At 66.8% G+C, this 13891-nt stretch carries 13 protein-coding genes and 2 tRNA genes; 10 read left to right on the plus strand and 5 right to left on the minus strand.

What is annotated here, in order from left to right; all coding sequences use genetic code 11:
* Positions 1-40: 40 nt before the first annotated feature.
* Positions 41-589: a PPA1309 family protein gene (locus tag AORI_RS47210; protein ID WP_016331636.1), complete on the minus strand. Its 549-nt coding sequence runs from the start codon at positions 587-589 to the stop codon at positions 41-43.
* Between the two features lie 156 nt (positions 590-745).
* On the opposite strand from AORI_RS47210, the gene AORI_RS47215 reads away from it, so the two are divergent.
* Both AORI_RS47215 and AORI_RS47220 read left to right on the plus strand, forming a co-directional pair.
* Entirely contained in the window at positions 746-3742 is a 2997-nt protein-coding gene (locus AORI_RS47215; protein WP_043847923.1) for a UPF0182 family protein, read from the plus strand.
* Positions 3743-3809: 67 nt separating this feature from the next.
* Positions 3810-3883, plus strand: a tRNA-Met gene (locus tag AORI_RS47220).
* Positions 3884-4075: 192 nt separating this feature from the next.
* Here the strand turns inward: AORI_RS47220 and AORI_RS47225 are convergent.
* Positions 4076-5527, minus strand: a complete 1452-nt coding sequence (locus AORI_RS47225; protein WP_016331638.1) for an FAD-dependent monooxygenase — start codon at positions 5525-5527, stop codon at positions 4076-4078.
* Between the two features lie 93 nt (positions 5528-5620).
* Between AORI_RS47225 and AORI_RS47230 the strand changes: the two genes are divergently transcribed.
* From AORI_RS47230 to AORI_RS47265, 8 genes are all read left to right on the plus strand, one after another.
* Positions 5621-6214 carry a TetR/AcrR family transcriptional regulator C-terminal domain-containing protein gene (locus AORI_RS47230; RefSeq protein ID WP_043848593.1) on the plus strand — a complete coding sequence of 198 codons (594 nt, stop codon included), beginning with the start codon at positions 5621-5623 and terminating at the stop codon, positions 6212-6214.
* An 83-nt stretch (positions 6215-6297) separates the two neighbouring features.
* A tRNA-Met gene (locus AORI_RS47235) sits at positions 6298-6371 on the plus strand.
* Between the two features lie 279 nt (positions 6372-6650).
* Positions 6651-7151 (plus strand): PadR family transcriptional regulator, encoded by a 501-nt coding sequence (locus AORI_RS47240; protein WP_016331641.1) that lies wholly within the window; start codon positions 6651-6653, stop codon positions 7149-7151.
* A gap of 66 nt (positions 7152-7217) precedes the next feature.
* The gene (prfB, locus tag AORI_RS47245) at positions 7218-8321 is read left to right on the plus strand and encodes a peptide chain release factor 2 (protein WP_037345950.1); all 1104 of its coding nucleotides are present in this window, start codon (positions 7218-7220) and stop codon (positions 8319-8321) included.
* Positions 8322-8456: 135 nt separating this feature from the next.
* Positions 8457-9146, plus strand: coding sequence for a cell division ATP-binding protein FtsE (ftsE, locus tag AORI_RS47250; protein ID WP_005168409.1), 690 nt, complete (start codon positions 8457-8459; stop codon positions 9144-9146).
* A gap of 51 nt (positions 9147-9197) precedes the next feature.
* Positions 9198-10091, plus strand: a complete 894-nt coding sequence (ftsX, locus tag AORI_RS47255) for a permease-like cell division protein FtsX (RefSeq protein ID WP_016331643.1) — start codon at positions 9198-9200, stop codon at positions 10089-10091.
* A gap of 52 nt (positions 10092-10143) precedes the next feature.
* Positions 10144-10626: an SsrA-binding protein SmpB gene (smpB, locus tag AORI_RS47260; protein ID WP_043847924.1), complete on the plus strand. Its 483-nt coding sequence runs from the start codon at positions 10144-10146 to the stop codon at positions 10624-10626.
* On the plus strand, positions 10623-11519 hold the full coding sequence (locus AORI_RS47265; RefSeq protein WP_016331645.1) for an amidohydrolase family protein: 897 nt from the start codon (positions 10623-10625) through the stop codon (positions 11517-11519). The genes smpB and AORI_RS47265 overlap by 4 nt, the downstream gene beginning before the upstream one ends.
* On the opposite strand, the gene AORI_RS47270 is transcribed toward AORI_RS47265, so the two are convergent.
* The 3 genes from AORI_RS47270 to AORI_RS47280 form a co-directional block, all read right to left on the minus strand.
* Positions 11509-12834: an acyltransferase family protein gene (locus AORI_RS47270; protein WP_016331646.1), complete on the minus strand. Its 1326-nt coding sequence runs from the start codon at positions 12832-12834 to the stop codon at positions 11509-11511. The two genes, AORI_RS47265 and AORI_RS47270, sit on opposite strands and share 11 nt — an antisense overlap.
* Before the next feature lie 92 nt (positions 12835-12926).
* Positions 12927-13160, minus strand: a complete 234-nt coding sequence (locus tag AORI_RS47275; protein WP_016331647.1) for a hypothetical protein — start codon at positions 13158-13160, stop codon at positions 12927-12929.
* A gap of 81 nt (positions 13161-13241) precedes the next feature.
* Positions 13242-13883, minus strand: a complete 642-nt coding sequence (locus tag AORI_RS47280) for a response regulator transcription factor (protein ID WP_016331648.1) — start codon at positions 13881-13883, stop codon at positions 13242-13244.
* Positions 13884-13891 lie beyond the last annotated feature (8 nt).

A 13891-nucleotide genomic window follows, 5' to 3' on the forward strand; every position in this document is an offset into this window, starting at 1 on the left:
GCCGGGTGGTAGCAAAGGTCCCTTGCTCTCTTTTCGCAGGTCAGGGCAGCAGGGTCGCCTTCAGGGCTTCCAGCAGGTTGGGGGCCAGCTCAGGGTTCTCGATGATCTCGTCGACAGGGACGTCACCAGGCTCTTCGACCTTCCCGGCGCCGCGAAGCCGCATGACGCATGCTCCGGCACCATCCCGCAGGACGGCCGCTACGAGCCGCGCCTCGGTCCGGCGCGGGTGGTCGGCGGCCGCTTGGCGCAGGCGTTCGGCGTCGGTCTCGGGCACGACGGGAAGCTCGGCTTCGGCGTCCGGCGGCAGCACGATGATCTCCTGCGCGAGCGCGCAGCCCAGGACCAGATCGGGCCACGCGATCTGCGCCAGCGCTTCACCCAGGTCGCCCTCCGGCAGCGACTCCTGCGCGACCGGCGTCAGCGGGGCCGACGGATCGAGCTGTCCGGCCAGTTCGGGCTGCTCGTCCAGCAGCGCCGCGGTCGGGACCAGCGCGAACAACTGCGGCGGCTGGTCCCATCCTCCGGAGGCGACGAACTCCTCGACTTCGCGGGCCAGGCCGGCCACGCCCTGCTGCTCACTCGGTGCCATTGGCACATCGTTCCAGGCGGCCGGGACAGCGGCGTCCCGAGTCCGGTTTGGGCGGGTTCCGGGAACTTCCGACGGCATCCGTAGAGTTAGAGCATCAGGGGCCGCACGCGGTACGCGCGCCCCTGCGAAAAGTTCACCAAACCAGGAGCGTGTGCAGTGGCCACTCGGCCCCCCGTGAGCCTGCCGAAGCTGTCCCGGCGCAGCCGGATCCTGCTCATCATCGCCGCCGTAGTCATCCTGGCCCTGCTGCTGGGCGCGAGACTGCTCGACACCTATGTCGACTGGTTGTGGTTCGGCGAGGTCGGCGCCCGGACGGTCTTCAGCACGGTGTTGATCACCCGTGTCGTCTTGTTCTTCGCCGTCGGGCTCCTGGTGGGTGGTTCGCTCGCGGTCAGTTTGATGATCGCGTACCGGTCGCGGCCCGTCTTCGTGCCGATTTCCGGCAACGACGATCCGCTCGCGCGTTATCGGTCGGCGATCGTCGGCCGGATCCGGCTTTTCGGCATCGGCATCCCGGTGCTCACCGGGCTCATCGCCGGCGCCTCCGCGCAGAGCGACTGGCAGGTAGTCCAGCTGTTCCTGAACGGCACACGATTCGGGCAGACCGATCCCGAATTCGGCAACGACGTCGGCTTCTACGCCTTCGACCTGCCGTTCTACAACTGGCTCCTGGGCTGGCTGTTCATCTCCGTGGTCATCGCGTTCTTCGGCGCGCTGATCGCGCACTACATCTTCGGTGGCATCAGGCTCGCCGGTAAGGGCGGCCAGCTCGCCGGCCCCACCCGGGCCCAGCTCGCCATCACCATCGGCATCTTCGTGCTGCTGAAGGCGGTCGAGTACTTCTTCGATCGCTACAACCTGTTGCTCTCCGACAGGGGGGCGCCGCTCTTCATCGGTGCGACCTACACCGACCTGAACGCGGTCCTGCCCGCGAAGCTCATCCTTCTGTGCATCTCGGTGATCTGTGCTGTCGCGTTCTTCGCCGGCGCGTTCCTGCGCAACCTGCAGCTTCCCGCGATCGCGCTGGTGCTGCTGATCCTGTCGAACGTGCTCGTCGGTGTCGCGTGGCCCGCCGTGCTCGACCAGTTCTCGGTGCGTCCCAACGCGAACGAGAAGGAGGCCGCGTCGATCCAGCGCAACATGGACGCGACCCGTCAGGCGTTCGGCCTGACCAACGTCGAGTACAAGGACTACACCGGGAAATCCGAGGCGACCTCCGCGGAGATCAAGGCCGACAAGGGGACCGTCCCGAACATCCGGCTCCTCGACCCGAACATCCTCAGCGACACCTTCACCCAGCGCGTCGGCCGTGAGAACTTCTACGGCTTCCCGTCCAAGCTCGACATCGACCGCTACACCCTCAACGGGGTCACGCAGGACTACATCGTCGCGGCCAAGGAGATCAAGACCGAGGGCCTGACCGGCAACCAGACGAACTGGATCAACAAGCACCTCGTCTACACGCACGGAAACGGCTTCGTCGCCGCGCCGGCCAACACGATCGACCGCGCGCTGAAGGACGCGAACTCCGACGGCGGTTACCCGATCGCCACGACCAGCGACACCCAGAACCCGACCGGCGCCGGCTCGACCGACCCGAACAAGCCGGGTATCAAGGTGGACGAGCCCCGTATCTACTACGGCGAGCTGGCGACGGACGCCGCGTACGCGATCGTCGGCGGCAAGGCCGGGCAGGCGCCCGGCGAGTACGACACCGCCGTCGACCGCGCCTACATCTACAAGGGTTCCGGCGGCGTGCCGATCGACAACTGGTTCAACCGGCTCGTCTTCGCCGCCGAGTACGGCGAGCGGAACATTCTCTTCTCCGACGCCATCGGTGACGGATCCAAGATCATGTTCAACCGCGAACCGCGGGATCGTGTCGCCAAGGTCGCTCCGTGGCTGACCCTCGACGGTGACCCGTATCCGGCGGTCGTCAACGGCAAGATCATCTGGATCGTCGACGGCTACACCACGATGAACAACTTCCCGTACGCCCAGCAGACCCAGCTCGGCCAGGCGACCAACGACTCGCTCAGCGGCACCACCCGCCAGGCGAACTCCTCGCTCAACTACATCCGCAACTCGGTCAAGGCCACCGTCGACGCGTTCGACGGCACCGTGACCCTGTACGGGGTCGAGGACAACGAGCCGGTGCTCAACGCCTGGAAGAACGTCTTCCCGGGCCTGGTCAAGCCGAGCAGCGAGATCTCGCCGGACCTGCGGTCGCACTTCCGCTACCCCGAAGACCTCTTCAAGGTGCAGCGGGAACTCCTGTCGAAGTACCACGTGAACAACCCGGCGGAGTTCTACGCACAGCAGGCCTTCTGGAGCGTTCCGCAGGACCCGACGCAAGAAGGCGGAGTGAACGCGTCCGCATCCGGTGTCGCGAACCAGCCCGGCTACTACGTCCTGGCCACCGCGCCGGGAGACACCAAGTCGCGGTTCCAGCTCACCAGTTCACTGACCGGTCTCCAACGGCAGTACCTGGCGGCCTGGATGTCGGTGTCCTCGGATCCCGAGGACTACGGGAAGATGCGCGTCCTGAGACTGCCGACAGGGGCCAGCGGCTCGACCCAGGTGGATGGTCCCGTCCAGGTACAGAACAGATTCCAAAGTGACCCGCGGGTCGCGCAGGACCGGACGCTGTTCAACAACCCGAACGTCACGGTCACGTACGGAAACCTGATCACCCTGCCGGTCGCGAACGGCTTCCTCTATGTGGAACCGGTCTACATCCGGCAGCGGAACCAGCTGAGCTATCCGCAGCTGGCCCGGGTCCTGGTCTCCTACGGCACCAAGATCGGTTTCGCGCCGACTCTCAACGAAGCCCTGGATCAGGTCTTCGGCCCAGGCACGGGCTCCGGGGTCACGCCGCCGCAGACCGGAGGCACACCCGGAACGACCACGCCGCCGCCCCCGGGCACCACGACGCCGCAGCCGCCCGCCGGCGGCAACCCGGCGCTCGACAAGGCGGCGGGCGACATGCATGACGCCTGGGTCAAGTTCCGTGCGGCCCAGCAATCCGGCAACTACGCCGACCAGGGTGCCGCCCTGGCCGCACTCGAAGCCGCTTCGAAGGCCTACGAGGCGGCCAAGGCCAGCCCGCCGGCGTCCGGCGCGCCCCCGGCCTCCGGCCAGCCGGGAGGGTGACGTCGCTTACCTAAAGGGCACCTGCTTTGCGCCTGCTCGAAACGCAGGCGTAAGGTAGGTGTCACGACGCGGGGTGGAGCAGCTCGGTAGCTCGCTGGGCTCATAACCCAGAGGTCGCAGGTTCAAATCCTGTCCCCGCTACAGAGGTTGGAGGCCCGTGCCTGCGGAAACGCAGGCCGGGCCTCTTTCGCATTTGTCCCGGGGGTCGAACCCCCGGACCCCCGCCAGGAGGGCTCCGCCCCCTGGACCCCGAGTGAGTGGGTCGCCTCGGTGCCCAGGGTGACGGTGGTAGCGGGGGACCTTTGCTACCACGTGGGGAGCAAGGGACCTTTGCTACCGCGTGGGGGCGGTCCAGCAGGCATAGCCGTCGGGGCGGTACAGGACGGCCTCGGTGGCGGGCCACGGCAGGGACGTGACCAGCTGGGTGGTCAGGCGCGGCGAAGGGGCGTGGGCCCGGGCGGCGTCGATGTGGGCCGGCGTGGTCGTCAGAAGCACGAAGCCGCCGTCGCGGAAGAGCGTGCTGGGGCGCAGTGGGCCGTCTTCGGTCGCGACGTCCTCATCGGTCAGCCGCGAGCCGAGCGCGGGATGCGAAGTCCCGTGGGTCGGGTAGCGGACCCCTAGGCCCGAGACCATGCCCGACAGGTGCTTGCTCACCTCGGGCAGCGCGGCCAGGTCGGCGAAAACGGCGCGAAGCGCGCGAGACGAATGAGACCGCGGAGTCAGCCCCAGTTGAGCGGCGACGTTGTGCAGCACCTGCGCGCCGACGGGGTGCCGCTCGGCCTCGTAGGTGTCGAGCAGGTCGTCGCCCGCCCAGCCGTGCACTGTCGCGGCGAGCTTCCAACCCAGATTCATCGCGTCCTGCACGCCCAGGTTCAGCCCCTGGCCGCCGGCCGGGAAATGGATGTGCGCGGCGTCGCCCGCGAGCAGCACACGTCCGACGCGGTAGTGCTCCGCCTGTCGTGCGGCGTCGGAGAACTGTGACGCCCACCGGATTTCCGACACCGTCGCTGTCTCGCCGTACGAGTCCAGCAGTGCCCGCCGGACGTCGTCTTGGGAGACGGCGGCCCGGAGGTCCGCAGGCCGCGAGGCCCGGTCGCCGTACACGAAGCGGTAGAGGCCCGGTTCTCCCAACGGAATCAGGCCCTTGAACGTGGTCGCGCCGGTCGGCTCGCCGACGTTCCGCATCGTTCGCCACTGTTTTTGCGCACCGTCAGGGATTCTGTCGAACAGGACGTCCGCGACCACGCCGAAACCTTCACCGTCCACTCCGGGAAAGTCCACGCCGAGTCCTTTGCGTACAACACTTCGAGCACCGTCGCAGCCGACGAGGAACTTCGCATACAGCACGTTCTCGCCGCTGTCTGTTCGGTACCGAACAGACACAGAGTCCTTGTCCTGGACGAAATCGATTACTTCGGCGCCGCGGATGACCTTCGTTCCTTGTGTGGCAAGCCGTTCCTCCAGGTACTCCTCCACCTGTGCCTGCGGAATCCCCAGCTGGAAAGGGAAACGAGTGTCCCAGCCCTCGTAACCGACCGGGATCATCGCGAAATGTCCGTCCCGCACCGTCGCGAACGAACGTTCCTCGGCGCCGCTCAGAAGTCCGCGCAGCTCCAGGACTTCCGCCGTGCGCGGCTGGAGGTTCAGCGCTTTCGACAGCCCTGTGCGCTCGTGAAGCCGTTCCAAGACGACGACATCGACGCCGGCGAGCGAGAGTTCGTTGGCCAGCATCAGCCCCGTCGGTCCGGCGCCTGCCACGACCACGTCCGTCCCCAGGTTGTTCATACCACTCCTTAACGACGTTAAATTGACCACCGCCCAGCGTGCCCTTAACATTGTTAAATTGTCAAGGCGCTTCTGCTGGAAAGAGGGATGAAAGTGGGTCTGACCAGGCAGGACATCGCCCATGCCGGGCTTCGGCTGCTCAATGACGTCGGGCTCAACGGGCTGACGCTCCGCCTGATCGCGCAGGAACTGGGCGTCAAGGCGCCCGCGCTGTACTGGCATATGAAGAACAAGCAGGAGCTGCTCGACGAGATGGCGACGCGGATGTACGCGGATGCGATGCCAGGTCGTGTTCCGGAAGGTATGGGGGAGCGGGAGTCTCTCGAGCTGGCGGCACGGGCTTTGCGCCGGATGATGCTCGCTTACCGTGATGGCGCGAAGGTCTTCGCCGGGACTTTCATGACCGACGACAGCCTGCTCGGTGACAACCCGCTTCAGGCGCGCGTCGACGCGGGGCTCGAACCGTACCTGGCTGGACGAGCGTTGTTCACCGTCTACAGCTATGTCATCGGTTTCACCATCGAAGAGCAGGCCGTTTACCCGGTTCCGGGGGAACGGGATCCGCGTTACGACGCGACACCCACCTCGTGGGTGTTCGACAAGGACGTCGAGGGCAGGTTCGGCGACGGGCTGACCATGGTGCTCAACGGCGTCTTCGCCTGGCTGGATGACAAAGTCGCGCCATAAAGGCAGGTCAAGGGCCCCTTGAAGAGTTAAGGGCACCCCCGTGAAACCCGGTTGAGGACCCGTGTAATCTATTAACACAACGACGCGGGGTGGAGCAGCTCGGTAGCTCGCTGGGCTCATAACCCAGAGGTCGCAGGTTCAAATCCTGTCCCCGCTACTTCGAAAACGAAGCGCGGATCTGCGGAAATCGCAGATCCGCGCTTCTTCGTTTTCCGGTTTCGTGGCCCGTGCGCCCTCCGGGGCGATCACTCCCTGTTGTTGGTCGGGGCGGGGGACGCGTACCGCTGTCCGTGGCGAAGGCCGGTTGCGTAGCGTGGTCGGTCCATTGTGGACAGGCGTAGTGCGTTGGGCCGAATGAGCGCATACCACTAGCCACAATGGACAGATGTGTTGACCACAGTGGACACAGGTTCCGAAAAGTGGGACCGTAGAGAACGTGTCCGAATTGAATGCAACAGCCGCCGCACTGCTCGGTCTTCTCCACGACGGTCCCGCCACGGGCGGGCAACTGGTCGCGGGGGCGGGTGAGCGTTTCGGCGCCTTCTTCAGCGTGACTCGCAGCCAGGTGTACCGGGAGCTCCCCGCCTTGTCGAAGGAGGGCCTCGTCCGCCTCGGCAAGCAGGGGCCGCGGTCGAGCCAGCAGTACCTCATCACCGCGGCGGGCAAGAAGGCGTTCAAGACGTGGCTGTCCTCCGAAGCCGGTCCTGACCACCTCCGCAGCCCGCTGATCCTCCGTCTCGTGCACGCCGGTTCGTTGACGGTGAAGCAGCGCGCGACCCTGCTCGAATCGGCCCGCGCGAGCTACACGCAGCAGCTCGACGAGGCCAAGGCCGCCACCAAGGCCGCCGACGGCCCGTACGCCAAGGCGGTCGCCGAGTTCGCTCAGGCGCAGGCCAAAGCCGCACTCAAACTGCTGGATTCCATCCCCCAGTCCTGACCCGGACAGGTGCCCACGGCCGGTTCCCCGCAACCGGTCGTGGGTTTTGCCGTAACCTTGGCCGACGTGAGTGATGAGTTCGATGCGGCACTGAAGGACCTGGCCGGCAAGCTGACGCAGATCGAGTCGGTGATGGACCTGGATGCGCTGCGTGCCCAGGTGGCCGAGCTGGAGGAACAGGCATCCAGCCCGAACCTCTGGGACGACCCCGAAGCGGCGCAGAAGGTCACCAGCCAGTTGTCCCACCGGCAGAGTGAGCTGCGACGCATTTCCGAGCTGCGGCAGCGGCTCGACGATCTGGGCGTCCTCTATGAACTGGCCGAGGCCGAGGGCGACTCCGCCAGCGTGGCCGAGTCCGAGTCCGAGCTCACGGCGCTCACCAAGGACATCGACGGGCTCGAGGTCCGCACCCTGCTGTCGGGTGAATACGACCCGCGGAACGCCGTGGTCACCATCCGGTCCGAAGCGGGCGGTGTGGACGCCGCCGACTGGGCCGAGATGCTGCTCCGGATGTACCTGCGGTGGGCGGAGCGCCACAACTACCCGACGGACGTCTACGACATCTCCTACGCCGAAGAAGCGGGCATCAAGTCCGCCACCTTCAAGGTGAGCGCTCCGTACGTCTACGGCACGCTCTCGGTCGAGCAGGGCACGCACCGGCTGGTGCGCATCTCGCCGTTCGACAACCAGAGCCGTCGCCAGACCTCCTTCGCGCACGTCGAGGTGATGCCCGAGGTCGAGGAGGTCGACCACGTCGACATCCCCGAGAAGGACATCCGCGTCGACGTGTACCGCTCGTCCGGACCCGGCGGCCAGAGCGTGAACACGACGGACTCGGCGGTGCGGATCACGCACATCCCGACCGGCGTGGTCGTTTCGTGCCAGAACGAAAAGTCGCAGCTGCAGAACAAGGCGGCCGCGATGAAGGTTCTCCAGGCGCGGCTGCTGCAGCGGAAGAAGGAGGAGGAGCGCGCCGAAATGGACGCGCTCAAGGACGGCGGCTCCAGCTGGGGCAACCAGATGCGCTCCTACGTGCTGCACCCGTACCAGATGGTCAAGGACCTGCGGACCGAGTTCGAGGTCGGCAACCCGTCGTCCGTGCTCGACGGCGAGATCGACGGCTTCCTGGAGGCGGGCATCCGCTGGCGCAAGCAGTCCGGAGCCGCGTAACAACCCTGCGTGAGAGAGCAAGGGACCTTTGCTACCACTTTCCGAAAGAGAGTGATAGCAAAGGTCCCTTGCTCGCTTGGCCGCCGGTACCGGGCTACCCGGGCTTAACGACGGGCATGGGTAGTATGCCGAACCGTGATCCGGCTCGAAGAGGTTTCCAAGGTCTACAAGACCTCGACCCGTCCCGCCCTTGAGCGGGTGTCGGTCGAGATCGACAAAGGCGAGTTCGTCTTCCTGATCGGTCCCTCGGGATCCGGGAAGTCGACCTTCCTGCGTCTCCTGCTGCGCGAAGAGGTGCCGAGCAAGGGTCGCGTCATGGTCTCCAACTTCGACGTCGCCAAGCTGGCCCGGCGCCGGGTGCCGCGGCTGCGGCAGACCATCGGCTGCGTGTTCCAGGACTTCCGTCTGCTGTCGAACAAGACCGTCGCCGAAAACGTCGCCTTCGCGCTCGAAGTCATCGGCAAGCCGCGCCCCACGATCCGCAAGGTCGTGCCCGAGGTGCTCGAGCTCGTCGGCCTCGACGGCAAGGCCGACCGTCTCCCCAACGAACTCTCCGGCGGTGAGCAGCAGCGCGTCGCGATCGCCCGCGCGTTCGTGAACCGCCCGCTCGTGCTGCTCGCCGACGAGCCGACCGGGAACCTGGACCCCGACACCAGCCAGGACATCATGTTGCTGCTGGAGCGGATCAACCGCACCGGCACGACGGTGCTGATGGCCACCCACGACCATTCGATCGTGGACTCGATGCGGCGAAGGGTCGTCGAGCTCCAGCTCGGCAAGGTCATCCGTGACGACGCCCGAGGCGTCTACGGCATCGGCCGCTGACCGGCCCCGCCCTCCTCCGTAACCCACGACTTCCAAGGGACATCAACCCCGATGCGCGCCAGTTTCGTCTTCAGCGAGGTAGTCACCGGCTTGCGCCGGAACGTCACGATGACCATCGCGATGATCCTCACCACCGCGGTCTCCCTCGCCATGCTCGGCTTCGGTCTGCTGGCCGTCGGCACGATCGACAAGATGAAGGCCAACTTCCTCGCCGACGTCGAGGTTTCGGTCTATCTGGTCAACGACATCAGCGCGGGTGACCCGAACTGCTCGCAGTCCGCCTGCCAGACACTGCGTGAGGAGCTGCAGCGCAACGAAGGTGTCGAGTCGGTCGTCTTCGAGAACCGCGAGCAGTCCTACGAGCGGTTCAAGAAGATGTTCGAGAGCCAGCCGGAACTGCTCGCGCTCACCGGGCCGGAGGCGCTGCCCGCGTCGCTCCACGTCAAGCTGAAGAACCCCGAGCGCAGCCAGGCGATCATCCAGGAGTACACCGGCAAGCCCGGCGTCTCCAAGGTCGACGACCAGCAGAAGGCTCTGGACCGCGTGTTCAACGCGCTCAACGGTGTGCGGAACCTGGCCTTCGGGGCCGCGCTGATCATGGCCATCGCCGCGCTGCTGCTGATCGCCAATACGATCCAGGTGTCGGCGTTCACCCGGCGCACCGAGGTCGGCATCATGCGGCTGGTCGGCGCGACCCGCTGGTACACGCAGCTGCCGTTCCTTCTGGAGGCGGTGGTCGCCGGCCTGGTCGGTGCGATCATCGGTATCGTCTTCCTGATCCTCACCAAGGTGCTGTTGCTCGACTTGGTGCTCACCGGTGACGTGTTCCCCGCGGTCGGCATGCTCGAATTGCTGTTCCCGGTGGCGCCGATCCTGCTCGCCGTTTCGATCGTCATTTCGGCGATCACCGGCTACGTGACGCTGCGCCTGTACGTGCGCCACTAGCCGCCCCGATAACCACCTGCCCGAACACAGAAACTCACGTAGAGTCGCCGTCATGCCCAAGGAACGCGGACAAAAAGTGATCGTGTCGAACCGCAAGGCTCGCCACGATTACTCCATCCTCGACACCTACGAAGCCGGTCTCGTGCTCGTCGGTACCGAGGTGAAGAGCCTGCGTGAAGGACGGGCATCGCTGGCCGACGCGTTCGCCACGGTGGACGACGGCGAGGTCTGGCTCCGCAACGTGCACATCCCCGAGTACGTGCAGGGCACGTGGACGAACCACACGCCGCGGCGCACCCGGAAACTGCTCTTGCACCGCCAGGAGATCGAGAAGCTCATCGGCAAGACCAAGGAGAGCGGCCTCTCGCTGGTCCCGCTGTCGATGTACTTCAAGGACGGCAAGGTCAAGGTCGAGATCGCGCTGGCGAAGGGCAAGAAGTCCTACGACAAGCGGCAGGACATCGCCAAGCGGGACGCGCAGCGCACCATCAGCCGGGCCATGGGCCGGGCGCTCAAGGGCCGGTACAACGATTGATCCACGGGCCCGCGTCGGACGCCGAGATCCCCGGCTGGATCTCGGCGCTGGGCATCGACGGGCTCGTGGACCTTCACCTGCACTTCCTGCCGAAGCCGGTCATGGACAAGGTGTGGGCCTATTTCGACCGGGCCGAGGAGCACTACGGCATGGCCTGGCCGGTGCATTACCGCACGTCCGAAGAAGAACGCGTCGAAACGCTGCGCTCGTTCGGCGTGCGCAGGTTCGCGCCGCTGGTCTATCCGCACAAGCCGGGGATGGCCGAATGGCTGACCTCGTGGGCGCTGGAGTTCGCGGAGCGCGTCCCGGAGGCGGTGCCGACCGGCACGTTCTACCCGGAGCCCGGTGCGCTGTCCGTTGTGGACGGTGCGCTGCGCGCGGGCGCCCGCTGTTTCAAGGCACACGTCCAGGTCGGCGCCTACGACCCGCGTGACGAGCTGCTGGACGGCGTCTGGGGCGCGCTGGCGGACGCGGGTGTTCCGGTGGTCGTCCACTGTGGACACGGACCGTTGAGGGGTGCCTACACCGGGCTACGGCTGTTCGAGGAGATCCTGGTCCGGCATCCCAGCCTGACGCTGGTGCTCGCGCACGCCGGTATGCCGGAGATCGACTTCGCGTTCGAGCTGGCCAGGAAGTATCCGCGCGTGTACCTCGACACCACGATGGTCGGGGTGGAGTTCACGCTGCGGGGCAACCCGCTCCCGCCGGACTGGCAGGATCTGCTGGCGGAGTTCCCGGATCGCGTCGTGCTCGGCACCGATTTCCCCAACATCCCGTACTCGTACGCCACACAGCTGCAGGCGATCGCCGGCTGGGCCGCCGACGATCGCCTGGGTGAGCCGTTCCTGCGGGCGGTGCTGCACGACACCCCCGCGAAACTGCTCAGCGTTTGAGCTGGGCCACCTCGGTGACCGAGACGGCGCGGCCGAGCAGCCGCGTCCCCAGCTCCGAAACCTGGATCTGCTTGCCCGCCAGGAGGAATCCGCCCGTCGCCAGCGCCACCCACGGCGCCGGGCCCTGCGCGAGACCGTCGCTCAGCGGGGCGAAACCGTGCGCGGCGAGGCCGAGCAGGCCGCCGGCGATCGCCAGCCCGGCCACCACGAGCTGAGGCGTGCGGGCGGTCGACGCGGGGCCGGAACCCTGCGATTCGAAGCGGGCGAACATCCGCAGCAGGCCGAGGAGCACCAGCCCGCAGGCGCCGAGCCAGGCCGGGAGCATCGTCAGCCAGAGCACGGAACCCGGTTCGGGGGTTTCGTAACCGAGGCCGTAGACCGCGACACCGGAGACGACGATCAGCGCCGGCATGTGCCACAGGTAGACGCTCATGAACCGCGGGCCGATCCACTTCAGGGCGGCGTCGAGGTTCGGCCGGGCGGCCAAGGCATTCAGCTGGGGCTTGAAGGCCAGCAGGAGCCCGATCTGGCCGATCGCGAGGAAGGCCAGCAGCACGGTCGGCGGGCTCATGTTCGACACCGGGGCGCCCGGCATGCCGATCATGCTCGCCGGGTACGGGCCGAAGGCGACCATCAGCGCGGTGATGCCGAAACCGGTGGCGGACATGCCCAGCGCGGCGTTGCGGCTCAGCGAGCCGAGACGTCCTTGCGTGTAGTGGAAACCGAGCTGGTGCACGGCCATCCAGACGAAGACGGCGTTCGCGAAACCGATCAGGCCGAGGTCGTTGAAGCGGGCGACGTCGACGAGCACGGCGGCGGCGAGCATCACGAGCGGGACCTTCAGACCCCAGCGGCGATGTGCCGCGGCCAGTGTCGGGGTGAGCAGCACGGTGAGCACGTACACGGCCAGGAACCACAGCAGCTGTGCGGCGATCGCGCCGCCGACCTGCAGCGGCTGCTCCGGAACGCCCATGCCGCGCAGGATGTCCGGGACGAACAGCCAGACGGCCACCAGCGGCAGCACCGGGATCATCAGCCGCTTGAGGCGCGCCGCGAGCCAGGAACGGGAGCTTTCCGCGCGGCTCAGCGAGATCAGGTTCGCCGCGCCGCCGGCGAAGAAGACGAGCGGCATGACCTGGCTGAGCCAGGTGATGACCCACCAGCCGGGCGTCGCGAGGGCGTTTCCGGTGGAGAGATGGCCATCGGCGTAGGAGAGCACCGGCATTCCCCAGTGCTGGACGACGACCGCGAGGATCGCGACCGCTCGGACGATGTCCAGGAACCTGTCCCGGCCCTGTTTCCCGCTTGTGTGCATGGAAAGAGCCTGGTGCTTCGGGGTCGCGAAAACAGCGGTGCGTGCCGCCGTATCGTTCTTCCTGTTTTCGCCCTCCGAGGGTGGAGTTTTCCCTACCCCACGCCGTCGGTCTCTGGCTCCGGGAGCGGGGCGGGGCACAGCCGGAACTCCCAGCGGTCGTCCTCGGCGAGACCGAGTTCGTACCGGGTTTCGATCTTGGGGCCGTCGTGCAAATGGACGTGTTTGACAACGGTGCCCACGATCGGCTCCGTGTCACCGAGTTCCTGGACGCGGCCGTCGAGGGGCCCGCCGAAGAAGCGGACGCTGTGGGAGGGCCGGTCGGTCATGGGTCCTCCTCGGTTCGGCTCGTTCCCCACCAACAGTCTGCCCATGTTAGGTGAGTGACGGCTTCGCCACCAAGAGCTACTTCAGCGTCCTAAGTAAGTGAGTACCGCGCGGACCCGGCGGTGTTCGACCGAGCTCGCTTCGAGGCCGAGCTTCGAGAAGATGTTGCCGATGTGCTTCTCGACCGCGCCGTGCGAGACGACGAGCGAGTTCGCGATCGCGGTGTTCGACAGGCCCTGCGCCATCAGGCCCAGCACCTCGGACTCGCGGGCGGTGAGCGCGTCGAGCGGGTTCTTGCGGCCGCGGGCCATCAGCTGCGCGATGACGTCCGGATCGATGGCCGTGCCGCCGCCGGCGACCCGCTTGACCGCGTCGAGGAAGTCCCCGACGTCGGCGACGCGTTCCTTGAGCAGGTAACCGACTCCGCCCGCGCCGCCGGACAACAGCTCGACGGCGTAACTCTCTTCGACGTACTGGGACAGCACGAGAACCGGAAGACCGGGAACGGCCTCACGGGCGCCCAGCGCCGCCCGCAAGCCCTCGTCGGTGAAGGTGGGCGGCATGCGGACGTCGACGATCGCGAGGTCCGGCCGGTGCTCCTTGACCGCGACCAGCAGGTCGTCGCCGTTGTCCACGGCGGCGACCGTCTCGATGTTCTCGTCGGCGAGCAGTCGGATCACCCCCGCGCGCAACAGAACCGCGTCTTCGGCGATGACAACCCGCATGCTGCCCC

This window comes from Amycolatopsis keratiniphila (assembly GCF_000400635.2).
Taxonomy (GTDB): Bacteria; Actinomycetota; Actinomycetes; order Mycobacteriales; family Pseudonocardiaceae; genus Amycolatopsis; species Amycolatopsis keratiniphila.

Coding starts and splice junctions, on each gene's coding strand:
- AORI_RS47210 (WP_016331636.1), bottom strand. CDS start 589: ATGGCACCGAGTGAGCAGCAGGGCGTGGCCGGCCTGGCCCGCGAAGTC.
- AORI_RS47225 (WP_016331638.1), bottom strand. CDS start 5,527: ATGAACAACCTGGGGACGGACGTGGTCGTGGCAGGCGCCGGACCGACG.
- ftsX (WP_016331643.1), top strand. CDS start 9,198: ATGCGCGCCAGTTTCGTCTTCAGCGAGGTAGTCACCGGCTTGCGCCGG.
- smpB (WP_043847924.1), top strand. CDS start 10,144: ATGCCCAAGGAACGCGGACAAAAAGTGATCGTGTCGAACCGCAAGGCT.
- AORI_RS47270 (WP_016331646.1), bottom strand. CDS start 12,834: ATGCACACAAGCGGGAAACAGGGCCGGGACAGGTTCCTGGACATCGTC.
- AORI_RS47275 (WP_016331647.1), bottom strand. CDS start 13,160: ATGACCGACCGGCCCTCCCACAGCGTCCGCTTCTTCGGCGGGCCCCTC.
- AORI_RS47280 (WP_016331648.1), bottom strand. CDS start 13,883: ATGCGGGTTGTCATCGCCGAAGACGCGGTTCTGTTGCGCGCGGGGGTG.